The 20,445-nt window shown below is 71.3% G+C and carries 21 protein-coding genes and 1 pseudogene; 12 read left to right on the top strand and 10 right to left on the bottom strand.

What is annotated here, in order from left to right; genetic code table 11:
* Positions 1-114: 114 nt before the first annotated feature.
* Together ABD811_RS16775 and ABD811_RS16770 are read left to right on the top strand one after the other, a co-directional pair.
* Positions 115-315, top strand: a complete 201-nt coding sequence (locus tag ABD811_RS16775; RefSeq protein WP_344947920.1) for a DUF397 domain-containing protein — start codon at positions 115-117, stop codon at positions 313-315.
* On the top strand, positions 312-512 hold the full coding sequence (locus ABD811_RS16770) for a DUF397 domain-containing protein (RefSeq protein ID WP_344947916.1): 201 nt from the start codon (positions 312-314) through the stop codon (positions 510-512). Before ABD811_RS16775 ends, ABD811_RS16770 begins: the two co-directional genes overlap by 4 nt.
* Positions 513-1,309: 797 nt before the next feature.
* Here the strand turns inward: ABD811_RS16770 and ABD811_RS16760 are convergent.
* Complete coding sequence (locus ABD811_RS16760; protein WP_344947914.1) at positions 1,310-2,179, bottom strand: alpha/beta fold hydrolase; 870 nt, start codon at positions 2,177-2,179, stop codon at positions 1,310-1,312.
* A gap of 161 nt (positions 2,180-2,340) precedes the next feature.
* Here ABD811_RS16760 and ABD811_RS16755 point away from each other — a divergent pair.
* Positions 2,341-2,544 (top strand): annotated as a pseudogene (locus ABD811_RS16755) (IS5/IS1182 family transposase); the annotation flags it as partial.
* 169 nt (positions 2,545-2,713) lie between these two features.
* Positions 2,714-3,016, top strand: coding sequence for a DUF397 domain-containing protein (locus ABD811_RS16750; protein ID WP_344948047.1), 303 nt, complete (start codon positions 2,714-2,716; stop codon positions 3,014-3,016).
* On the opposite strand, the gene ABD811_RS16745 is transcribed toward ABD811_RS16750, so the two are convergent.
* Positions 2,983-3,933 carry a helix-turn-helix domain-containing protein gene (locus ABD811_RS16745; RefSeq protein WP_344947911.1) on the bottom strand — a complete coding sequence of 317 codons (951 nt, stop codon included), beginning with the start codon at positions 3,931-3,933 and terminating at the stop codon, positions 2,983-2,985. The two genes, ABD811_RS16750 and ABD811_RS16745, sit on opposite strands and share 34 nt — an antisense overlap.
* Between ABD811_RS16745 and ABD811_RS16740 the strand changes: the two genes are divergently transcribed.
* From ABD811_RS16740 to ABD811_RS16730, 3 genes are all read left to right on the top strand, one after another.
* Positions 3,932-4,336, top strand: a complete 405-nt coding sequence (locus ABD811_RS16740; protein WP_344947908.1) for a cupin domain-containing protein — start codon at positions 3,932-3,934, stop codon at positions 4,334-4,336. The genes ABD811_RS16745 and ABD811_RS16740 overlap by 2 nt on opposite strands.
* Positions 4,337-5,123: 787 nt before the next feature.
* Positions 5,124-6,011, top strand: a complete 888-nt coding sequence (locus ABD811_RS16735) for an AraC family transcriptional regulator (RefSeq protein ID WP_344947906.1) — start codon at positions 5,124-5,126, stop codon at positions 6,009-6,011.
* 150 nt (positions 6,012-6,161) lie between these two features.
* A complete protein-coding gene (locus tag ABD811_RS16730; protein WP_344947904.1) occupies positions 6,162-7,340 on the top strand; it encodes an epoxide hydrolase family protein in 1,179 nt (392 codons plus the stop codon).
* A 123-nt stretch (positions 7,341-7,463) separates the two neighbouring features.
* Here ABD811_RS16730 and ABD811_RS16725 read toward each other — a convergent pair whose 3' ends face one another.
* Positions 7,464-8,030 carry a TetR/AcrR family transcriptional regulator gene (locus ABD811_RS16725; RefSeq protein WP_344947901.1) on the bottom strand — a complete coding sequence of 189 codons (567 nt, stop codon included), beginning with the start codon at positions 8,028-8,030 and terminating at the stop codon, positions 7,464-7,466.
* A gap of 68 nt (positions 8,031-8,098) precedes the next feature.
* Between ABD811_RS16725 and ABD811_RS16720 the strand changes: the two genes are divergently transcribed.
* Positions 8,099-9,037, top strand: coding sequence for a cupin domain-containing protein (locus ABD811_RS16720; protein ID WP_344947898.1), 939 nt, complete (start codon positions 8,099-8,101; stop codon positions 9,035-9,037).
* 120 nt (positions 9,038-9,157) lie between these two features.
* On the opposite strand, the gene ABD811_RS16715 is transcribed toward ABD811_RS16720, so the two are convergent.
* The 5 genes from ABD811_RS16715 to ABD811_RS16695 all read right to left on the bottom strand — a co-directional run bounded on the left by ABD811_RS16715 (position 9,158) and on the right by ABD811_RS16695 (position 13,991).
* Positions 9,158-9,550 (bottom strand): VOC family protein, encoded by a 393-nt coding sequence (locus tag ABD811_RS16715; protein ID WP_344947895.1) that lies wholly within the window; start codon positions 9,548-9,550, stop codon positions 9,158-9,160.
* A gap of 24 nt (positions 9,551-9,574) precedes the next feature.
* Positions 9,575-10,720, bottom strand: coding sequence for a threonine synthase (locus ABD811_RS16710; protein ID WP_344947892.1), 1,146 nt, complete (start codon positions 10,718-10,720; stop codon positions 9,575-9,577).
* A gap of 64 nt (positions 10,721-10,784) precedes the next feature.
* The gene (locus ABD811_RS16705) at positions 10,785-11,951 is read right to left on the bottom strand and encodes a DSD1 family PLP-dependent enzyme (RefSeq protein ID WP_344947889.1); all 1,167 of its coding nucleotides are present in this window, start codon (positions 11,949-11,951) and stop codon (positions 10,785-10,787) included.
* A gap of 97 nt (positions 11,952-12,048) precedes the next feature.
* Positions 12,049-12,735 (bottom strand): helix-turn-helix transcriptional regulator, encoded by a 687-nt coding sequence (locus ABD811_RS16700; protein WP_344947887.1) that lies wholly within the window; start codon positions 12,733-12,735, stop codon positions 12,049-12,051.
* 245 nt (positions 12,736-12,980) lie between these two features.
* On the bottom strand, positions 12,981-13,991 hold the full coding sequence (locus ABD811_RS16695; RefSeq protein ID WP_344947885.1) for an alcohol dehydrogenase catalytic domain-containing protein: 1,011 nt from the start codon (positions 13,989-13,991) through the stop codon (positions 12,981-12,983).
* Between the two features lie 104 nt (positions 13,992-14,095).
* On the opposite strand from ABD811_RS16695, the gene ABD811_RS16690 reads away from it, so the two are divergent.
* The 4 genes from ABD811_RS16690 to ABD811_RS16675 all read left to right on the top strand — a co-directional run bounded on the left by ABD811_RS16690 (position 14,096) and on the right by ABD811_RS16675 (position 17,698).
* Positions 14,096-14,803 carry a TetR/AcrR family transcriptional regulator gene (locus tag ABD811_RS16690; protein ID WP_344947882.1) on the top strand — a complete coding sequence of 236 codons (708 nt, stop codon included), beginning with the start codon at positions 14,096-14,098 and terminating at the stop codon, positions 14,801-14,803.
* Between the two features lie 17 nt (positions 14,804-14,820).
* A complete protein-coding gene (locus ABD811_RS16685; RefSeq protein WP_344947879.1) occupies positions 14,821-15,312 on the top strand; it encodes a MaoC family dehydratase in 492 nt (163 codons plus the stop codon).
* A gap of 158 nt (positions 15,313-15,470) precedes the next feature.
* On the top strand, positions 15,471-16,127 hold the full coding sequence (locus ABD811_RS16680) for a TetR/AcrR family transcriptional regulator (protein WP_344947876.1): 657 nt from the start codon (positions 15,471-15,473) through the stop codon (positions 16,125-16,127).
* On the top strand, positions 16,124-17,698 hold the full coding sequence (locus ABD811_RS16675; protein ID WP_344947873.1) for an FAD-dependent monooxygenase: 1,575 nt from the start codon (positions 16,124-16,126) through the stop codon (positions 17,696-17,698). Before ABD811_RS16680 ends, ABD811_RS16675 begins: the two co-directional genes overlap by 4 nt.
* Here the strand turns inward: ABD811_RS16675 and pcrA are convergent.
* Both pcrA and ABD811_RS16665 read right to left on the bottom strand, forming a co-directional pair.
* Positions 17,695-19,956: a DNA helicase PcrA gene (pcrA, locus tag ABD811_RS16670; RefSeq protein WP_344947870.1), complete on the bottom strand. Its 2,262-nt coding sequence runs from the start codon at positions 19,954-19,956 to the stop codon at positions 17,695-17,697. The genes ABD811_RS16675 and pcrA overlap by 4 nt on opposite strands.
* A 103-nt stretch (positions 19,957-20,059) precedes the next feature.
* The gene (locus tag ABD811_RS16665) at positions 20,060-20,440 is read right to left on the bottom strand and encodes a PTS-dependent dihydroxyacetone kinase phosphotransferase subunit DhaM (protein WP_344947868.1); all 381 of its coding nucleotides are present in this window, start codon (positions 20,438-20,440) and stop codon (positions 20,060-20,062) included.
* Positions 20,441-20,445: the final 5 nt, after the last annotated feature.

Here is a 20,445-nt window from a genome sequence, read left to right as displayed (position 1 = left end):
GAGATCTCAGAACGTTACGGGTTCCCGATCCCGCGTTCGGCAATCCCGCCCCGTGGCTGACGGTCCTGCGCTCACAAGCTGCCCTCACCCCAACGGTTCACAACGGCGGTACGTATGACCAGGCGATATATCGGCTGGCGCAAGTCACGCCACAGCGCCCCAGACGCGGGCTGTGTCGAGGTCGGACGAGCCGACAACGGCACCATCGGCGTCCGCGACACCAAACAACACGGCACCGGCCACACCCTCGAACTCACCCCCACCCAGTGGGCCACCCTCGTCCACAAGATCCGCACCCAACAACTCGACACATGACCAGGCAATACACCCACTGGCGCAAGTCACGCCACAGCGAGCCCAACGGCCACTGCGTCGAGGTCGGACGGGCCGACGACGGCACCATCGGCATCCGCGACACCAAGCAGCACGGCACCGGCCCCACCCTCGAATTCACCCCCGCTGAGTGGGCCGCCTTCGTCCGCAGGATCCGTCAGCACGAAATCGACGCGTGACCAGGGACAACTTGTAGGTGGCGCACAGCGCCTCACGGAGGCCCTTTAGGGGTCCTAACAGATTCAGCGGACGAGGCGTCGCCGGCAGATGATGGCTGCGGCGAGGGTCATGAACGCCTCGTGGATGTCGTCGCGGATCTCCCAGCGGATGCGTAGGCGGCGGAACCAGTGCAGCAGGCCGATGGTGCGTTCGACGACGTAGCGGTGACCGCCGAGGCCTATCCGTGCGGGGCGCCACGGCGGGCTATGACCGGTCTGATGCCCTTGGCCCGTACCAGCCGCCGGTATTTGTCGTGGTCGTAGGCGCGGTCGGCCAGCAGGCGCCTGGGCCGGCGGCGGAGGCGTCCGACCCGGCCTCGGACGGGCGGCACCGCTTCCAGCAGCGGCATCAACCGGGTGGGCGATGTTGCGTTTGAGGCAGCGCATGGCCTCGCGTTTGGTCTTGCCTTCGAAATGCGTCGGTCGAGGTATTCGCGGGTGCGTGTAGCGCACCTTAGGCGTGTGACGACGACGCGGTAGAGGGCTGCGTTGGCTTGGCGGTCGCCGCCACGGTCCGGTCTTCGGATCGGTGCCGTACGCCTCCACCAGCAGCCGGGAGGTCACGTACCCGGCACCGGTGGTCAGCTCGTACTCCAGCCGCTAGGGCAGCGGATCACCGCAATGGCGGCCCCCGAGTCCGTCAGGCTGCCTTACTCCGCGTCTGCGATCTCGGCGCCTTCCGGCTGCACCAACACGACCGATCTCGTCATGCGTCCTGCATATCCCGGAACAGGCCAGGGTGAGCTCTGGCCCGATCTTCAGGCACGGGCCAGCGTGGTGACGACCACGTCCCAGTCCCGGGGTGGCAGTTCATGGCCCGTGCCCGGGAGCCGGATCAGTTCGGCCCCGCGGATCTCGCGGGCCAGCGCCTCGCCGTTGCCGATCGGGAAGAACGGGTCGTCCTCCCCGTGGACGACCACCGTCGGCACGCCGATCTCGCCCAGCCGCTCGCGCCACCGGGGGCGGGAGTCCAGCGCCGCGAACACGGACCCGGTCTGGTTCGATCGGTGCACCTTCGCGGCGTCCGCGTTCTCCGGCACCACCGCGCGGTCGAAGATCCGGCCCGCCAGATCGCGTGCCGCGGCCTCGTCGAACCCCGCCGAGCCGGCCTTGTGCCGCGCGAGTTCCACCATGGCCGCCTGCACCGACGCACGGTCGGACCAGTCGGGCTTCGGGGCCGACATGAGGAACTTCATCAGCTCCGCGTCGTGCTCGGGCAGGTCGGAGTCCACCGGCCCCGGAGCGTTAGGCCTGGTCGCGATCAGGGTGAGCGCGGCCACCCGGTCGGCGTGGTCGAGGGCCAGGAGCTGCGCGATCCAGCCGCCGACGCCGAAACCCGCCACGTGTGCGGGCGGCAGGCCGAACGCGTCCAGCAGACCGGCCGCGTCGGCGACCAGGTCGCGAAGGGTGTACTCGGGGGCATCCGGGTCGACCGTGGTGGACCGGCCCGTATCACGCAGGTCGTACCGGATCACATGTCGCGGCGTCCCGGCCAGTTGCTCGCACAGCGCGTCCGGCCAGGAGAGCATCGAGTTGCCGATCAGCAGCACGGGTGGCGCGTCCGGCTCCCCGAACGTCTCCGTGCACAGCTCCACTCCGTTCACCGTCACCAGGCGCTCGTCACCCACGCTCGCTGCCCCCTCGTTCAGTCCGCCCCATGGCTTGCTCCATGGGGGTGTGATCTCTTGACCCTGGGGACGAGGAAAACTCATCGGGCCCGGGACCGCGGGCGGGGGCGTGGATGTCCTGGGACGGGCACCGACCCGCCGCCGTGGCAGGCCGGATTCGTATCCAAGCCGCCCAGCGCCGGCATGTCGAGCGGACCACCGCCTGACACAACGCCTTCGCCCGGCTCGCCCGCTGTTACGAACGCCGCGAGATCGTCGTCGAAGCCTTCTTCGATCTCGCCGACACCATCATCACCGTCCGTAGCCTGATCCGCTGTGCCTGGACCACCCACCGCTGGGACGCTCGCCCCCCACGCCGCCGATGATGACCACCCATCTGCGTGGGCCCTGAGAGGTTCTAACAGAATCAGCGGACGAGGCGCCGCCAGCAGATAATCGCTGCAGCGAGGGTCATGAACGCCTCGTGGATGTCGTCGCTGATCTTCCAGCGGATACACAGGCGGCTGAACCAGTCCCTACGTCGTCGAGCGCACCATCGGCCTGCTGCAGTCACGTCACAACGAACCCAACGGCGAATGTGTCGAGGTCGGACGGGCCGACGACGGCATCGTCGGCGTCCGGGACACCAAGCAGCACGGCACCGGTCCTGTGCTTGAGTTCAGCCGCGGCGAGTGGGCCGTCTTCGTTCGGAAGGTTCGCAAGCACGAAATCGACGCGTGGCCAGGGACAACTAGTCCCTCAGCGCGTGCGTCGATATTGGACGAGCCGAGGACAGCACCCTGGGGCGTTGAACCGGCGGGTTGTCATTGGGGCTTGGTTCGGAAGGCTCGGCGGTAGGCGCCTGGGGTTGTGCCGAGGGTGTTGAGGAAGCGCCTGCGGAGGTTGGTGGCCGAGGAGAGACCGACGCGGCGGGCGATGGCGTCCAAGGGGAGGTCGGTGGACTCCAGCAGGTCCTGGGCGGCGGCGATCCGCTGGGCGAGCAGCCACTGCCCGGGGCTGGTGCCGAGCTGGTCGGCGAACCGGCGGGCGAGGGTACGCGCCGACACGCCCGCCTGCGCGGCCATGCTCTCGATGGTGATCGGTTCGCTGAGTCTCCGGGTGATCCACTCCAGCAAAGGCGCGAGGGTGCCGTCGATCTGGGCGGGGTGTGGCGGCGCCGAGTACTGGAGCTGACCGCCCTCGCGGTGGGGCGGCATGACCATCGTCCGGGCGATATGCGCGGCGTACCGGGCGCCCTGGTCGCTGCGGACCAGGTGCATGCACAGGTCGATGCCGGCCCCGGCTCCGGCGCTGGTGGCCACGTCACCGTGGTCCACGTACAACACGTCCGGGTCGACCTGGATGTGCGGGAAGCACGTGGCAAGCTCGTCCGCCAGTGCCCAGTGGGTGGTCGCCCGCCGTCCGTCCAGCAGACCGGCGTGCGCCAGCGCGAAGGCGCCGGAGCAGATGCTGACCAACCGCGCTCCGCGAGCGTGCGCGCGGCGCAGGGCCTGCATGACCGCAGGTGAGGGGGGCTCCTCGGGCGGCAGCCAACCCGGGATGACCACGGTGTCCGCCCGGTCGAGTGCGTCCAGCCCGTCGGTCACGAGCATGTCGTACCCGGCGCGCGTCGCGACCGGGCCAGGGCGCTCCGTGCACACGTTGAAGGCGTACCGCACGGGAAGTCCTGGCCGCTCGATGCCGAACACCTGGGCCGCGCAGGCGAGTTCGAAGGTCGATTGCGAGGGGCGGACGAGCGCCGTCACCCGATGCATGGCAGAAAAGTACCGGATGATGTCTTTCCTGACACTCGGCGGCGCGACGGCCGGCCGCCAGGCTGGCCCCATGGCGACAGAACAGAACACGTCTGGCTATGTGTGGTCCACCGTCGAGGACGCGCCGGTCCGCGAACTGTTCCCAGGCATCCGTCTGCGGCCGCTGTGGCAGGGGGACAACGGCGCGAAGGCCTTCGTGCTCCAGATGGACGCGAATACGTGCTGGCAGGGAGTCGACGTCCATGAGCCGGGTCCCGAGGAGGTCTTCGTGGTCTCCGGCGTCTTCAACGACGGGGAGCGGGACTACCCGGCCGGGTCCTTCATCCACGCCCCCGCGGGTTCTTCACATGTCCCGCAGACGACGACGGGCTGCACGCTGTTCCTCTTCTTCCCGGAAGGCTAGACACCCATCGTCACTCCGCGACACTCGTCAGATCGGTCACCGGTTGAGACGGCCACCGCGGTGTCGCTGAGAGCATGATCGGCGGCAGGGCGCGACGAACGTCGGCTTCGCGGCCTGCCGCCGAACCGGTCGCCTCGGCGGTCACGTCGTCGGGCCGCGGCTCCAGCAGGATGGGACCCGGCACAGGCTTCCCGAGGGCGGCGGTGTTGCTCCCGAGCGAAGATCTGCGGCGGCCGCCGTGCCGCCATGCGCAGGCAGGCGGGTTTGTACAGCCGAGGGCGGAGGCCGGTCGGTGAACCGCGCGTCGGCCTCGGGCCGTCGGGGTTTCTCATGCGGGGTTGAGGACGGATTCAGGGCCTTCCCCCCTCGGCCAGCAGTTCCAGGAACCGGCCGCGCGCCCTCCGGCGGAGCCGAAATCCGATCATCGGGCGCCGCACGCGGTGGCATCGATGTCTGTCGGGCCAGCCCTTCAGCGGTGGCTCCCGCTGGCATCACGGCATGGGCTCGTCCTCGAACTGACCCCGCGGAGTGGGCCGCCTGCATCCACGGGAACAACAGGCGTCTGGCAGGTCACGGATCTTCGATGGGCCTGTCGCCGGGCCACCGAACTCGGCGAAAGGGGGCGGCGTGCCAGATCCGGATGACGGCCGGAGCGGGGATCGCGACGGGGGGCCCGCTGAAGAGTTCGCGGCACCAGACGGTGCCGTTCGTCATTCGCCGGGGGGCAGCCGGGCAGGGACGGTCTTTGTTCGTTCTGGAGTTCAGAGCCGGCTCTACGCTCGGGTGCATGGTGTTCGACTCCGTTCATTTCGACTTCCAGCCGTATGCCGGTATCGACATGGATCGCTATGTGCGGCGGACGCGTTGCAGCTGGGACGTCGGCTGGCGGTCGTTGCTCGTTCAGCGGTTCGACCACGCTCCCGTGGTCGAGGACTTGGAATTGCCGGGCACGGCGGACCTGCACCTGGTATTGGCCGAAGCAGGCCACGCGGAGATGGAGACGCGGACCGGCGGCCGTTGGAGTCGTCACACCTGGTCCCCGGGGCGGCTTGAGCTGAGCGTTCCCGGCCGGCCCGCGCTTCGCCGCTATCGGGCGGACGGGCCGATGCGAAGTGTGCAGGTCCATATCCCGTGGGGCACCGTCGAACGGACCGCGGCGCAACTGGGCGGGCATGCGGTGGACTACGAGAGCATGGCCGCGTCCGTGGCGGCGGGTGACCCGCTCATCGACGAGATCATGCGCGCTCTGGGCACGGCGGACGAGGTCGGGGATCTCTACGCGGAGTCCGCGGCTGCCTTTCTGGCCGTCCGCCTTCTCACGCATCATCGCGGGCGGTCCGATCCGCGCGTGCCGGTACGGGACGACACGCGGGTCCGGGCGGTCATCGCGCTCATGCGCGACCGGCTGGCCGAGCCGCTCACCCTGGCCGACCTCGCCGGCGAGGTCTACCTCAGCGTTTACCACCTCGTGCGTGTCTTCAAAGCGGCGACGGGCGAGACACCGCACCGATATCTGACCCGGCTGCGCATCGAGGAGGCGCAGCGCCTGCTGCGGAACAGCGACCTGCCGATCGCCGAGATCGCGCCACGCTGCGGCTTCGCCAGTCCCGGGGCCCTCTCGGCGGCGTTCCTGCGTGAAACCGGCATGCGGCCGTCGGCGTACCGCAATTCCTGACCGCTGTCTCCGCAATCTCGCACATGGGCTTCGCGGTCACGACGTCCCTAGGCTCGGGGCCGTGCCGTACACGCGAATCATTTCCGCCGATCGGGCGGTGTTCCACATCGCACATCTCCATTCCGCACGTGACGGGAGGAGGTCATCGCGATGACTGAAATCGAGCCGTTCACGATCCACGTTCCCGACGAGGATTTGGCCGACCTGCGTGCTCGCCTGGAGCGCATCCGGCTCCCGGAGCCGGAGACGGTGCCGGACCCGTCGCAAGGCATCGAACTGCACCGGATGAGCGCGTTGCTGGACGCCTGGCGTCATTACGACTGGCGGAAAAGAGAAGAACAGTGGAACGCGATTCCGCAGTACCGTGCCCACATCGACGGGCTGCGCATCGCGTTCTGGCACGTGCGTTCACCGGAGCCCACAGCGCTCCCCCTGCTGCTGACGCACGGCTGGCCGGGGTCGGTATTCGAGTTCGAGGATGTGCTCGGGCCGCTCAGTGACCCCGTCGCTCACGGCGGTTCCGCGGACGACGCCTTCCACGTGGTGGTGCCGGCGCTGCCGGGCTTCGGGTTCAGCGACCGTCCACGTGAACAGGGCTGGAATCCCGGCCGTACCGCACGGGCGTGGGCCGAACTGATGAGCGCCCTCGGCTACGAACGGTTCGCCGCCCACGGCGGAGACTGGGGCGCGTATGTGAGCACCGAACTGGCGCGCCTGGTTCCTGAGCGCATCGCGGGCCTGCACCTGACGATGCCGCTGGCCTCTCCCCTGCCGGAGGACCGGACTTCGCCGACCGAGGCGGAACAACGCGTCCTGGACCGGCGCGACCTGCACCTGGCGGACGGATACGGCTTCGGGATGCTGATGAGCACCCGCCCGCAGACCCTGGGCTACTCCCTGCTCGACTCGCCCTCCGGCCTGGCCGCGTGGCTCGGTGAGAAGTTCGCCGCTTACGCGGACACCCGGCCCGAGGCCGGAGGCGGGCTGAGCTTGCGGCAACAGGTGGACGGCATCGCCCTGTACTGGCTGACCGGGACCGGTGCCTCCAGCGCTCGCTGGTACTGGGAGGCGATGCGGTGGGTACCGCTCAGCGCGGAGGAAGAGAACGCGCAGCCGGTGACCGTACCGACGGCGTGCTCGCTGTTCCCGGCCGAGCCGTGGCCGACGACGCGCCGGTGGGCCGAACGCCGGTACCGCGATCTCCGATCGTGGAACGAGCTGGACCGCGGCGGGCACTTCCCGGGTCTGGAGCAGCCGGACCTCCTGGTCTCCGAGCTCAGAGAAGCCTTCCGTGAGTTGCGGGGCACCGGCGGGAGCAACCGGCCGTAACCGGCGGCCCAGGCCCCCGTGACCCGAGCGAGGGCAGCGCCACGGGGACCACCAGGGCACGATCTGGCGTTCGTGGTCACGTCGGCGACGGCCCGTGTGTGGCGGGGCCACACCTTTCCGCCGTCAGGGGTGCGGGCGGAGGCCATCGAGGGCGATCTCGATGAAGCGGCGCCAGTCGCCCACCGTGTTGCGGCTGATCGCCGCCACCGCACCCGCGATCATGTAAAGGTCGGCGACCGTGGCGTCGGCGCGGATCGTGCCGTCCGAGCGGCCGCGTTCCAGCAGGTCCGCGCCGATGGCGAGGAGATCGGCGCCGACCTGGCCGCGCGGCTCGGTGTCGCCGAGGGCGGCCTCGATGGCGCTGGACACCCCCTGCCCCTCCTCGTGCACCCTCCCGATGCGCGCCAGGAAGCACGACAGTGCCCGGCGCGCGTCGGGCTGGGTCAGGCACTCCTCCCTCGCGTACCGCAGGATCTCGGCGAAGCGCTGCTCGGCCACCGCCTCCACCAACGCCCGACGGTTGGGGAAATGCCGGTAGACGGTGCCCACGCCGACGCCCGCCGCCCTGGCGACATCCGCCATCTGCACCTGGTCGCCGTGCTCGGCGAAAAGCTCACCGGCCACCTGGAGCACCCGGCCGCGGTTGCGTTCGGCGTCGACACGGGGCCTGCGGGCCGCGTTCTTTGACATGTGGGACGTTCCCCTGCCTAGACTCTGAGCGGAATCGGATTCCGCTTCCGATTCGTGGAAGGATACGCATGTCCGAAGACCGCTTCATCCTGCTCGACGCCGGCGCGTCCCGTTCCACCCACGCCCCCCTGCCGCCGTGGACGACGCTCAAAGTGGACGCCGCCGACACCGAAGGCCGCTTCACCCTGATGGAGAACCGCGGCCACATCGACATCCCGCCGCACGTCCACGACGCCTCCGACGAGATCGTGTACGTGCTCGACGGCGAACTGGGCGTCGACTTCGACGGCACGACGCACCGGCTCACCGAGGGCATGTGCGTGTTCCTGCCTCGCGGCGTCGCCCATGCCATGCGCGGCCTGTCCGACACACCTGTGCACGCGCTGCAGCTCTTCACACCGGGCGGCTGGGACCACTTCGAGGAGGTGACCGAGGCCGGGAACGGTCTGGTGACCGCCGACGGCGCCCGCGACCGGGCGATCAACGCGCTTGGCGTCCCCCACGGCACGCGCCATCTCATGGACGGCGAGATCACGGAGGCCGGCGACAAGAGCCGCTTCTACGTCCTGGAGAAAGGCGAGGTACGGCCTGGGCGCCTGCGCGTGCCACCCGCCTTCGCGTGCAAGGCCCGCGGCGCCGACACCGAGAACCGGCTGTCGCTGATGGAGATGGTGGTCGCCCAGGAGATCCCGCGCCACGTCCACCACAAGGCCGACGAGAGCGTCTACGTGCTCGCCGGTGAACTCGTCGTGGAGTTCCTGGACCGCGTCCATCGGGCCACCGCCGGGCAGTTCGTGCTGCTGCCCCATGGAGTGCCGCACGCGTTGCGCCCTGGGTCCACCCCGCCCCCACGGGTGATCCAGATCTCCTCCCCCGGCGGCTGGGATCGCTTCATCGAGGACCTCATCGAGGCCAGGCCGCACATCACCACCGGCGGGAAGCTCGACGCGCGCAAACTCAACCCCATCGCCGCCAAACACGACATCACCTACGAAGAGCCGTCCTGATCCCGGACGGTCCACCGGCCATGCCGAGGACGCCATCGGCACGGATGGGCAGCCTCCGCCCGTACCGCCATGACGCGGCGGGTCACGGTGGCACGACCGGGCCGCCGCCGCGTGAGGCCGTCAGGCGGGGCCGAGCAGGTCCCAGAGGTTGCCGGCGACGTCGCGGAAGACGGCGACCCGGCCGTAGGGCTCGGTGCGGGGCGGGCTGACGAACTCGACGCCGGCGGCCGTCATGCGTGCGTAGGCGGCGTCGAAGTCGTCCACACGGAGGAAGAAACCGACGCGGCCGCCGGTCTGGTTACCGACGGCGGCCGCCTGGCGGTCGCCGTCGGCTCGGGCGAGCAGGACGGCGGTCTCAGCACCCGGCGGCCGGACGACGACCCACCGTTTGGGACGGCCGTCATTGGTCAGGGACGGCGAGTCCTCGACCAGGTCGAATCCCAGTGCGCGGGTGAAGAACTCGATGGCCCGGTCGTAGTCGTCCACCACGATCGTGATGAGGTCGAGTCGCATCTCCACGAGCGTAGGGGCGGCCGATCATCGGTCAGGTTCGGCGTCCAGGAGCCGGGCCATCGCGGCGCTCGCCTTGAGTCCCGAGCCGGTCAGGACGACGACGATGTCGTCGTCGCGGGTGAGGTGGCCGTCGCGCGCGAACTGCTCGACGCCGGGCACCACCTGGGCGCTGGTGGGTTCGGCGTAGAGGCCGGTCCTGGCCAGGGCGAGCGTCGCCGGGCGCAGGCGTTCCTCGGCCACCGCCGTCATCGCGCCCGCCGTGTCGCGGATCGCGCGCAGTACCTCCCGGTCCCGGACGGGGCGGGCGATCGCGGTCCCTTCGGCGAGCGTCGGGGCCCACTCGGCCGGTTCGACGCCGTCCGCACCGGAGGCGAACGCCCGGACCAGCGGGCTGCACCGTTCCGGCTGCGTGACGAGCAGACGCGGCATCCGCGCGATCTCACCGGACCGGTAGAGCTCGCCGAAGCCCGCCGCGCACCCCAGCACGAGGCTCCCGGCACCGGCCGGGACGACCACGGCGGACGGGGCGGTGAACCCCATGTCCTCCCAGATCTCGTAGGCGATGAGCTTGATGCCCTCGATGAAGTGGGGATGCCAGTTGTGGCTGGCGTAGAAGCGTTCGGCGGACCGGCGCAGCGCCTCGTCCGCGGTGTCCTGCCGGCTGCCCGGCACGAGCTCGACCGACGCGCCGTGGATCCTGCTCTGCAGGATCTTGGCCGGCGACGTCGCCTCCGGGGCGAGGATCCGCGCGTCGATCCCGGCCGCCGCGCAGTAGGCGGCGACGGAGGAGCCGCCGTTGCCGCTGGAGTCCTCCAGGACGGCGCGGACGCCCTGGCTGCGCAGGGTGCTGATCATCACCGAGGTGCCTCGGTCCTTGAAGCTGGCGGTGGGGTTGGCGGTCTCCACCTTGACGGCGACGTCGAGTCCCCCCAGGCGGCGGGGCAGCAGCGGGGTCCGCCCCTCGCCCAGGCTCACGGCGGGAGTGTCGGGCAGCGCGAGTGCGGCGGCGTAGCGCCACTGCGAGGGGATCCCGGGATCGATCCGCTCGCGGGTGATGCCGGGCAGGGGTTCCACCAGCAGCGGCGATCCGTCGTCACCGCACCAGCGCGGCTCGTCGATCGGGTAGCGGCGGCCGACGCGATCGATCAGGGCGGGCCTGTCGGTGGTCATGATGCTCCTGACGTGTCGTTTCGGGACGGCTCGGGGCTCACCGGCCTTCGGGGACGGCTCGGGCTCACCAGCCTCCGACGCGCTCCCAGACCGCCCGCACCGCCGGTGCGGACCGGCCGGCGTCCGGTTCGCCGCTGTCGACGACGTGGTATCCGCGGTGCTGGGCGGCGGTGGCGCACGCGTGGTTGGGCAGGACGCGCAGCCTGGTCCCGATGGGCAGGTCCGGCAGGGCGTGCCCGTCGCGGGCGCTGAGGATGCCGTGTTCCTGGCTCGCGCCGGACATGACCAGGCCGGGCAGCAGGTTCCCCCGCACGTCGGTGACGAGGCCGTACCCCTGGTCCTGGGCCTGGTCGGCGGTCCCGCGGTCCCGCGACATGGCCATCCAGCCGCCGTCGGTGAGGATCCAGCCGTGCTCGGGCCGGTGCCCGATGACGGTGACGACCACCGACAGCGCGAGGTCGTCGAGTCGGCAGACGCCGAGACCGGCCATGACGAGGTCGAAGAAGACGTAGTTGCCCGCGCGGACCTCGGTGACGCCGGTGAGATCCTCGGCGGCGTGCGCCGTGGGGGTGGAGCCCACGCTCACCGTGTCGACGTGGAACCCTTCGGCGCGCAGACGTTCCGCGGCGGCCACCGCCGCGTCGCGTTCGTTCGCCGCGGCCTTCCGCCGGTCGGACGGGGTCGTGGCGAAGTAGGACTCTCCGGCGTGGACCAGCACCCCCGACAGGCAACCGGCGTCGTGCAACGTCCGCCCGATGCCGACCAGGGACGGGTCGTCGACAGTGACGCCCCCTCGGTGCCCGTCGCAGTCCACCTCGATCAGGGCCGGGATCGGCGTCCCGGCCTCGTGCGCGGTTCGGGCGATGGCGGCGGCCTGTTCGGGGCTGTCCAGCAGCACCCGCAGCGTGACACCCCGGCGCAGGAGCGCCAGAACGCGCGGCAGCTTGTGCGGGTCGATGCCGACGGCGTAGGTGATGTCGGTGTAACCGCCGTCGGCGAACGCCTCGGCCTCGGCGAGGGTGGAGACGGTGATCGGGCCGGGGCCGCCGGGCTGCATCAGGGCGGCCACGGGAAGGGACTTCGCGGTCTTCACGTGGGGCCGCAGCCGGACTCCGAGCCGGTCGAGCCTGGATTCGAGCCGCCGCGCGTTCCGGCGTGCCCGGTGGACGTCGACCACCGCGAACGGGGTGTCGGGGTCGTTCAGCGTGAGGAGGGCGGCGGAGGTGGTCACAGTGTGATGCCCGTTCGTTCCAGGAGGGCTCGTTCCAGGAGGGCCGGGCCCCGGGTGAAAGCGCTGTGAGAGGTCATACGGCACATGGCTCCCGACCTCACTTCGCGTAGTTGTAGACGGTGGCTCGTGATATCCCGAGCAGGTCGGCGATGGTCTGCGCGGCGTCGCGGGACTCGAAGTAGCCGTCCTCCCGCAGCTTCCTGACCACTTCTTTCTTCGCTTCCCTGGACAGGGCCCTGGGGGTGGCGGCGCGCTCCGCGGAGAGGCTCTCGACGGCGCGGCGGAGCTCTCGCGCGTTGCGGTCGCGCAGCGTTTCCAGCGGCTCGTCACGATGGCCGGTCTCCGTCGCGACGAGGTTGGACAGGGTCAGCGTCAGCGGCGAGAGCACGGAGATGTCGAGGTTGAGGCACAACGCCGCGATGTACCGCCCGGAGGAGTTCTTGATGCCGATCGACGTGCTCTTCGCGGGACGTCCGTCCGGAAACCGGTTGGCGTAGTTCTGGACGACGCTCGGGTACCCGGGGTCGCTGATACGCCGCAGCCCCAGTTCGGTGGCCGAGTCGCCGACCTGACGACCGGACAGGTTGTTCTCGATCACCCTGATGGCGTTCGCGGGATCACGCAGGTCGTGCAGGACGACCTCGCACAGGCCGGGGAACATCCTGCCCAACGCGACAGCGATCTTCTCCGCCTCGCGGATCAGGTGCTCGTCGGCGTCCCGCTCATCGGTGACGTCCTCGCCGGACTCTTGGCGGCGCTCATCGTCTTCCGTTGCCTCGCTCACAAGTCCCTCCCCGGGACGGCCGACGCCGGGCCGCATCCCCGTGGAGGGGTGCGGCGAGTGCCGCCGCCTGGGTCGTCGGTGTCCCGCGGACTCGCGATCCGAGCGCGAACGTGCGGGCACCTCAGCGGCGATCAGCATATTTAGACTATCACGTCTATATCTGGATCAAGAGTCTAGGAATAGAGCAACGCCCCGCCAGGATGACGTGGTGGGAACGGCCGAGCCGTTCCCACCACCGCTGCGGGTCAAGGGAAGGCGATGACGTGGCGGCCCCGGGCGGTGCCGTCGGCCATCGCGGCGAGGGTGGCGGGGGCCTCTTCCAAGGGGATCGGTGTGCTCTCCGGGACGATGCCGTGGGCGGCGGCGAAGGCGAGGGTGTCGCGCAGGTCGTGCGGGGAGCCTGACGGCATGCCCATGACCCGGATCCGGTTCACCACCAGCACCACCGGCGGGATGCTCAGCGGCGCCTGGCCGTAGCCCAGCATGAGGAGGGTGCCGTCGGGGGCGATGCCGCCGAGGGCGGCCTCGGCCGCGGCGTTGGCGGGTGTGGTGTTGAGGACGAGGTCGGCGCCGCCGTCCCAGGCGCGCAGGGCTTCGGCCGGGTCCTGCTCGTCGGTGGCCACGAACAGTTCGGCGCCGAGGCGCTTGGCCTCGTCCTCGCTGTGCCGGCCACGGGAGACGACCGCGACGCGGGCGCCCATCGCCGTGGCGAAGCGGATCGCCATGGTGCCGACGCCGCCGGTGCCCAGCACGGCCACCTTCGAGCCGGGCCGGACGCCGCCCTGGCGCAGGCCGTTGAAGCCGGTGATGCCCGCGCACATCAGCGGGGCGGCGGCGACCGGGTCCAGCCCGTCGGGGATCGGGGTCGCGTACCCCGCCTTGACGATCACGTATTCGGCGTAGCCGCCGTCCACGCTCAGCCCGGTGGCCCGCTTGTCGCGGCACAGAATCTGGTCACCGCGCACGCACATGTCGCAGTGGCCGCACGAGTCGTACAGGAACGGCACGCCCACCCGCGTACCGACGGCCGGGAAGTCGACGTCCCGGCCGAGGGCCTCCACGACGCCGCTGATCTCGTGGCCCGGCACCACCGGGAAGCGGCCGAACACGTGGTGGCCGTGCCACTGGACGACCTCCGAGTGGCACATCCCGCAGGCGACCACCCTGATCAGCAGTTCGCCGGGGCCCGGCTCGGGGACTGGCCGGTCCTCGATCGTCAGCGGCGTGTCCGGCGCGGTCATGACGGCTGCACGCATCAGTGACTCCTTCGAATGAACACGTTGTTCTGAAACGACGATACACCCGCTCGTGTAGTAGCGCTACATGAGGAACGGTAGAGCGCTGCTCTAGACTGGCGTCCGTGAAGGACGGCAAGGACGGCGATACCCGGGAGCGGATCCTGCACGCGGCCGCCGCGCTGCTGGCCGAGTCGGGAAGCGAACCGGTCTCTACCAGGGCGATCTGCCAGGCCGCGGGGGTCGGCGCGCCCACGCTCTACCACCACTTCGGCGACAAGCGCGGGCTGCTGGAGGCGGTCGCGGCCCACGGCTTCGAGACGTACGTGGCCGAGAAGCGGGCCATGCTCATTCCCGCCGACCCCCTCAAGCGGCTGCGCGACGGCTGGGACCTGCACGTGGAGTTCGGCCTGAAGAACCCCGCCCTCTACGTGGTGATGTACGGGTCCGCCCCGTCCGGTCACCGTTCCGCCGCCGCGCGGGAGAGCGAGCGGCTTCTGCTGGAGATCGTCACCGGCATCGCCAGGGCCGGACGCCTGACCGTCCCGCCCGAGGTCGCGGCCCGGATGGTGCACGCGGCGGGCGTCGGCGTCGTGCTCACGCTGATCAACGATCCGGACGCGGCGGGCGGCGACCTGTCCAGCCGCACCCGCGAGGCGATGATCGCCGCCATCACGACCGCCGAGGAGAGCACCGGGTCCAGGCCCCTGGCCGCGCAGGCGATGGCGTTGCGCGCCGAACTCGCCGCCGCGTCGGCGGACGACCCGCTCAGCCCGGCCGAACGGGCACTGCTGGCCGAGTGGCTGGAGCGCCTCGCCGCGCCCGGCCGGTGAACGGCATTCTTGTGCCCATGACAAAGCCGCTGAACGGGGACTTCTCCACTCCGATCGACGACCGCTACTTCGAGGACTACGTGCCGGGCGCGGTGTACGAGTACGGCACCGTGACGGTCGGCGAGGCGGAGATCCTGGAGTTCGCCGAACGCTTCGACCCGCAGCCGATCCACGTGGACCCCGCGTACGCGGCCGGCGGGCCGTTCGGCGGGCTGATCGCCAGCGGCTGGCACACCGGCGGCATCTTCATGCGGATCTTCGCCGACCACTACCTGTCCCGGGTGGCGAGCCTCGCCTCTCCCGGCCTGGACGAGCTGCGCTGGCCCGCGCCGCTGCGTCCCGGTGACACGGTGCGGCTGCGCGCCACCGTCCTGGACACCCGGCCGTCGCGGTCCAAGCCCGACCGCGGGATCGTCCGCACCCGAGGCGAACTCCTCACCGAGGACGACCGGACCGTGCTCGACCTGGTCGCCGTGAACCTGCTGCTCCGCCGCCCCACCACCACCTGACCAGCCCCAGCCACCCGTCCCGGCGTTCAACGGCCGGCACGTGGCTGTGTTCGATCACCACGACCCGATCCGCCCCCGATCCACCCCACCGCGCCCCTCATAAATCTGCCGGTCTGGAAAGATTGCCGATGCGGCAAAGTTTTGGTTAGGGTCGGGGTGTGAGTCATGAGCGATTCGTGGGCGAGGACGCGGCCTTGGGGTTGCGGGAGCGCAAGCGGCGTGAGACGCGGAGCGCGCTGAGCATGGCGGCCATCCGGCTGTGCGTGGAACGCGGCTGGGACAAGGTCACGGTGGACGACATCGCCGCCGCCGCGAACGTCTCGCCGCGCACCTTCCGCAACTACTTCTCCGGCAAGGCCGAGGCGGTGGCGTCCCGCCATGTCGACCGGGTGCTGCGGATCGCCGACGAGCTGCGTGCGCGTCCGGCCGGTGAGCCGCTGTGGGACTCGATCACGGGCGCGGTGCTCGCCGAGTTCGCGCCCGCCGACTCCGCCCCGCGCGGCGGCCTGGCCCACGACCGCCGCTGGCAGGACGCGGTGCGGCTCATGCTGGCCGACCCGGCGCTGCACGGCGAGATCGTCAAGGCAAACGCCGCCGCCCAGGACGAACTGGCCGCGGCGATCGCCGAGCGCACCGGCCTGGACCCCGACCGCGACCTGTACCCCAAGCTCGCCGCCGCCGCGGTCTGCGCGGCCATCGGCGTGGCGACCGAGCACTGCCTGCGCGCCGACGAGCCGACACCGCTCGGCCCCGTGCTGCGCGAGGCGTTCGACCGGCTGACCGCGGGCCTGCCCGCCCCAGGAGGAGACCGATGAACACCGATGTCGTCATCGTCGGAGGCGGCCCGACCGGGCTGATGCTGGCCTGCGAGCTGCGCCTGGCCGGGGTGCGGCCGCTGGTGCTGGAGCGCCTGCCCGAGCCGAGCGGCGTGCCCAAGGCCAACGGGCTGCTCGGGCAGGTCGTACGGATGGTCGACCGGCGGGGCCTGTACGAGCGGCTCGCCGGAGCACCCGGGCCGCCGCAGCCGAACTCGGCGTACTTCATGTTCGCCGCGATGCCGCTGAACCTGAGCCTGCTGGACGAGAGCCCGCTCTACGCGCTGCCCGCCACGCAGCGGCACATCGAGCAGGTGCTGCAGGAACGCGCCGCCGACCTCGGCGCCGAGATACGGCGCGGGCACCGGCTCGTCGCGTTCACTCAGGACGACGACGCGGTCACCGCCGAGGTCGAGGGCCCCGACGGCCCGTACCGCGTCCGCGCCCGCTACCTGGTCGGCGCGGACGGGGCGCACAGCGTCACCCGCAAGCGGTCCGGCATCGGCTTCCCCGGGATCACCTATGACCGGACGACCAGCCGGACGGCGCACGTCACCGTCCCCGCGGACTGGATCGACCCGGCGACGGGCGCGCTGGACGTGCCCGGATACGGGCCCGTCCCGCCGTTCCTGCCGCGCCGCACCGAGCGCGGCACCTTCTCCTACGCGCCGTTCCCCGGGCGCCCGCCGCTGGTCAGCACCACCGAATGGGACCAGCCCGAGCCCGAGGGCCCGATGACCCTGGACGAGCTGCGCGCCAGCGTCCGCCGCGTCCTCGGCGCCGACGTGCCGTTCGGCCCGCCCGCCGGGGACGGGCCGCACGTGCTGCGCCGGCTGAGCGGCGGCAACACCCGGCTGGCCGAACGCTTCCGCGCCGGCCGGGTCTTCCTCGTCGGCGACGCCGCGCACGTGAGCGCGTCGGGCGGCTCCGGACTGAACCTGGCCCTGCAGGACGCGGTCAACCTGGGCTGGAAGCTCGCCGCGGCGGTCCGTGACGCCGCCCCGCCCGGGCTGCTGGACAGCTACGACGCCGAACGCCGCCCCGCCGCGCGCCGCATGGCCATGCTGGCGCAGGCGCAGGCCGCGCTGACCGCGCCGGGAAGCGACGTCACCGAGCTGCGCGAGCTGTTCGCCGAGCTGCTGGCCGACCCCGGCACCGTGGCGCGCCTGGCCGCCCTCACCGCGGGCTCCGACGTCCGCTACGACATGGGCGCGGCCGACGCGCATCCGCTGACCGGCCGTTTCGCCCCCGACCTCGATCTACGCACGCCGGCCGGTGCCGTCCGGCTCGCGGAGCTGACCGCGACCGCGCGGCCCCTGCTCATCGACCTGACCGAGGACGCGTCGGTGGCGCGGGAGACCTCCGGCTGGGACGGCCGCGTACAAGTGGTCGCCGCGCGCCCCGAAGATCCCGACGCCGTGTCCGTCACGGCGCTGCTGCTGCGGCCCGACTGCCATGTGGCGTGGGCGTCGTCGTCCCCCCGGCCGGACGCCGCGGAACTGGACGCCCTGCACGCCGCGGCGGCACGCTGGCTCGGGCTGCCCGAGCCGGCCCGCCACGCCGAACGCTAGAGCTTCTCGACGGGGGCGTAGCGCAGGACGAGGCGCTTGACCCCGTACTCGCCGCCGAAGTCGATGCTGGCCGCGGCCCGCTCGCCCGCGCCGTCCACCGAGACGACCGTGCCGAGCCCGAACGAGTCGTGGGTGACCTTGTCGCCCGGGGACAGCGACGGGACGGCGCGGTTGCCCGGCGACCGCGTGCCAGGACGGGCCGCCAGCGACGCCATGGCCGGTGACGAGGTGGACGACGCCGCACGCTCCCACCGCAGCAGGTTGCCGGGCACCTCGGCCAGGAACCGGGACGCCGGGTTGACCTGCGGCGCGCCCCACGAGCTGCGCATCGCCGCACGCGTCAGGTAGAGCCGCTGGCGGGCGCGCGTGATGCCGACGTAGGCGAGGCGGCGCTCCTCCTCGAGCTCCTTGGGGTTGCTCATGGCGCGCAGGTGCGGGAAGACGCCGTCCTCCATGCCGGTGAGGAACACCACCGGGAACTCCAGGCCCTTGGCGGTGTGCAGGGTCATCAGGGTGACGACGCCGTGGTCGGTCTCCTCGGGCTGCTCACCGGGCGGCAGCGGGGCGCTCTTGGCGCCGCCGGGGATGGAGTCGGCGTCGGCGACGAGGGCCACCTGCTCCAGGAAGTCGACCAGGCGGCCCTGGGCGGGTTCCTCGTCCAAACGGTCCTCGAACTCGCGGGCGACGGCCTCCATCTCGTGCAGGTTCTCCACCCGGGTCTCGTCCTGGGGGTCCTTGGACGCCTGCAGCTCGGCCAGGTAGCCGCTCTTGCGCAGCACCGACTCGATCATCTCGGCCGGGGTGCGGTCGGGGACCTCGCCGCGCAGCTCCTCCAGCAGCGCCACGAACTCGCGGACGGCGTTGGTCGAGCGGGTGGCCATGCCCGGCACGTCCTCGGGACGGCGCAGCGCCTGCCAGAACGAGATCCGCTCGCGGGAGGCGTACGCCTCGACGCACGCCTCGGCGCGGTCGCCGATGCCGCGCTTGGGCACGTTCAGAATGCGCCGCAGCGAGACGGTGTCCTCGGGGTTGACCAGGACGCGCAGGTAGGCCAGCAGGTCGCGGACCTCCTTGCGCTCGTAGAAGCGGACGCCGCCGACGACCTTGTAGGGCAGGCCGACGCGGATGAACACCTCTTCGAACACGCGCGACTGGGCGTTGGTGCGGTAGAACACCGCCACGTCGCCGGGGCGGGCGTCGCCCGCGTCGGTGAGCCGGTCGACCTCGTGCGCGACGAACGCGGCCTCGTCGTGCTCGTTGTCGGCCACGTAGCCGACGATCGGGTGGCCCTCGCCCTGGTCGGACCACAGCTTCTTGGGCTTGCGGTCGGCGTTGCGCTCGATCACCGCGTTGGCCGCCGACAGGATCGTCTGGGTGGAGCGGTAGTTCTGCTCCAGCAGGATCGTCGTGGCGTCCGGGTAGTCGCGCTCGAACTCCAGGATGTTGCGGATGGTGGCGCCGCGGAAGGCGTAGATCGACTGGTCGGCGTCGCCCACCACGCACAGCTCGGCCGGGCCGACCCCCTCGACCGGCGCGGTCAGCTCGCGCACCAGCTCGTACTGGGCGTGGTTGGTGTCCTGGTACTCGTCGACCAGCACGTGCCGGAACCGGCGCCGGTAGTGCTCGGCGGCCTCCGGGAACGCCTGCAGCAGGTTGACCGTCAGCATGATCAGGTCGTCGAAGTCCATGGCGCCGGCCTGCTGCAGCCGCGCCTGGTACATCTCGTAGGCCTCGGCGAGCGTCTGCTCCATGTGCGAGCCGGCCCGCGACTTGAACGTCTCGTAGTCGATCAGCTCGTTCTTCAGGTTGGACACCTGGGCGCTGAACGAGCGGGGCGGGTAGCGCTTGGGGTCCAGGTCGAGCTCGCGGCAGACCAGGGCCATCAGCCGCTGCGCGTCGGCCTGGTCGTAGATCGAGAAGCTGGAGGGGAAGCCGAGCCGCTTGGCCTCGCGGCGCAGGATCCGCACGCACGCCGAGTGGAAGGTCATCACCCACATGGCGCCGGCCCGCGGCCCCACCAGCGCCGACACGCGCTCGCGCATCTCCGCGGCGGCCTTGTTGGTGAACGTGATCGCCAGGATCTGCCCGGGATGCACGTCCCGCTCGGCCAGCAGGTGGGCGACGCGGTGGGTGAGCACGCGCGTCTTGCCCGACCCGGCGCCCGCGACGATCAGCAGCGGGCTTCCGGAGTGCACGACCGCGGCGCGCTGCTGCGGGTTCAGGCCGTCCAACAGGGGATGGGCATGCGTGTTCGACATCATGTGCGAGTGTACGGCGCCCGTCCGACGTTCTCGTCCTTTCGCTCGGGTCCGGCGGCGCCCCGGCGGTCCTGCGATCAGGTCTTGCGATCAGGTCTTGCGATCAGGTCTTGCGGTGCCCGCGGGCGGCCTCGGCCGCCTGGACGACGGTGCACAGGTCCGCCCCGGTGGCGGCCATCGACGCGGCGGCGACGGCGCCCTCCACCAGGGGCGCGTCGGCGAGGACGACGCCGGTCCCGGCGTCCGCCACGAACGCCTTGGCCGTCAGGACGGAGCTGCCGAGGTCGGCCAGCACCACCACGCCGTCGCCGCCGTCGGCCGCGCGCACCGCCCGTTCCAGCCGCTCCATGCTGGTGCCGAGGCCGCCGTGCACGTCACCGCCGGCGGGTTCCACGACGGCCTTGCCGACGCCCATCGCCCGTGCCACCTCGGCGACGCCCTCGGCCAGCGTCCGGCTGTGCGCGATCACCACGATCCCGACCATCCCGG

Origin of the sequence: Actinomadura miaoliensis, from assembly GCF_039536785.1 — a bacterium.
Classification (GTDB): Bacteria; Actinomycetota; Actinomycetes; order Streptosporangiales; family Streptosporangiaceae; genus Spirillospora; species Spirillospora miaoliensis.
Note: the sequence above shows the minus strand (reverse complement) of the source record. Positions and strands in the feature narration are given on the sequence as shown.

Coding starts and splice junctions, on each gene's coding strand:
- ABD811_RS16735 (WP_344947906.1), top strand. CDS start 5,124: ATGGTGTTCGACTCCGTTCATTTCGACTTCCAGCCGTATGCCGGTATC.
- pcrA (WP_344947870.1), bottom strand. CDS start 19,956: ATGTCGAACACGCATGCCCATCCCCTGTTGGACGGCCTGAACCCGCAG.
- ABD811_RS16675 (WP_344947873.1), top strand. CDS start 16,124: ATGAACACCGATGTCGTCATCGTCGGAGGCGGCCCGACCGGGCTGATG.
- ABD811_RS16730 (WP_344947904.1), top strand. CDS start 6,162: ATGACTGAAATCGAGCCGTTCACGATCCACGTTCCCGACGAGGATTTG.
- ABD811_RS16775 (WP_344947920.1), top strand. CDS start 115: ATGACCAGGCGATATATCGGCTGGCGCAAGTCACGCCACAGCGCCCCA.
- ABD811_RS16685 (WP_344947879.1), top strand. CDS start 14,821: ATGACAAAGCCGCTGAACGGGGACTTCTCCACTCCGATCGACGACCGC.
- ABD811_RS16745 (WP_344947911.1), bottom strand. CDS start 3,933: ATGCATCGGGTGACGGCGCTCGTCCGCCCCTCGCAATCGACCTTCGAA.
- ABD811_RS16770 (WP_344947916.1), top strand. CDS start 312: ATGACCAGGCAATACACCCACTGGCGCAAGTCACGCCACAGCGAGCCC.
- ABD811_RS16695 (WP_344947885.1), bottom strand. CDS start 13,991: ATGCGTGCAGCCGTCATGACCGCGCCGGACACGCCGCTGACGATCGAG.
- ABD811_RS16740 (WP_344947908.1), top strand. CDS start 3,932: ATGGCAGAAAAGTACCGGATGATGTCTTTCCTGACACTCGGCGGCGCG.
- ABD811_RS16665 (WP_344947868.1), bottom strand. CDS start 20,440: ATGGTCGGGATCGTGGTGATCGCGCACAGCCGGACGCTGGCCGAGGGC.
- ABD811_RS16720 (WP_344947898.1), top strand. CDS start 8,099: ATGTCCGAAGACCGCTTCATCCTGCTCGACGCCGGCGCGTCCCGTTCC.
- ABD811_RS16725 (WP_344947901.1), bottom strand. CDS start 8,030: ATGTCAAAGAACGCGGCCCGCAGGCCCCGTGTCGACGCCGAACGCAAC.
- ABD811_RS16715 (WP_344947895.1), bottom strand. CDS start 9,550: ATGCGACTCGACCTCATCACGATCGTGGTGGACGACTACGACCGGGCC.
- ABD811_RS16710 (WP_344947892.1), bottom strand. CDS start 10,720: ATGACCACCGACAGGCCCGCCCTGATCGATCGCGTCGGCCGCCGCTAC.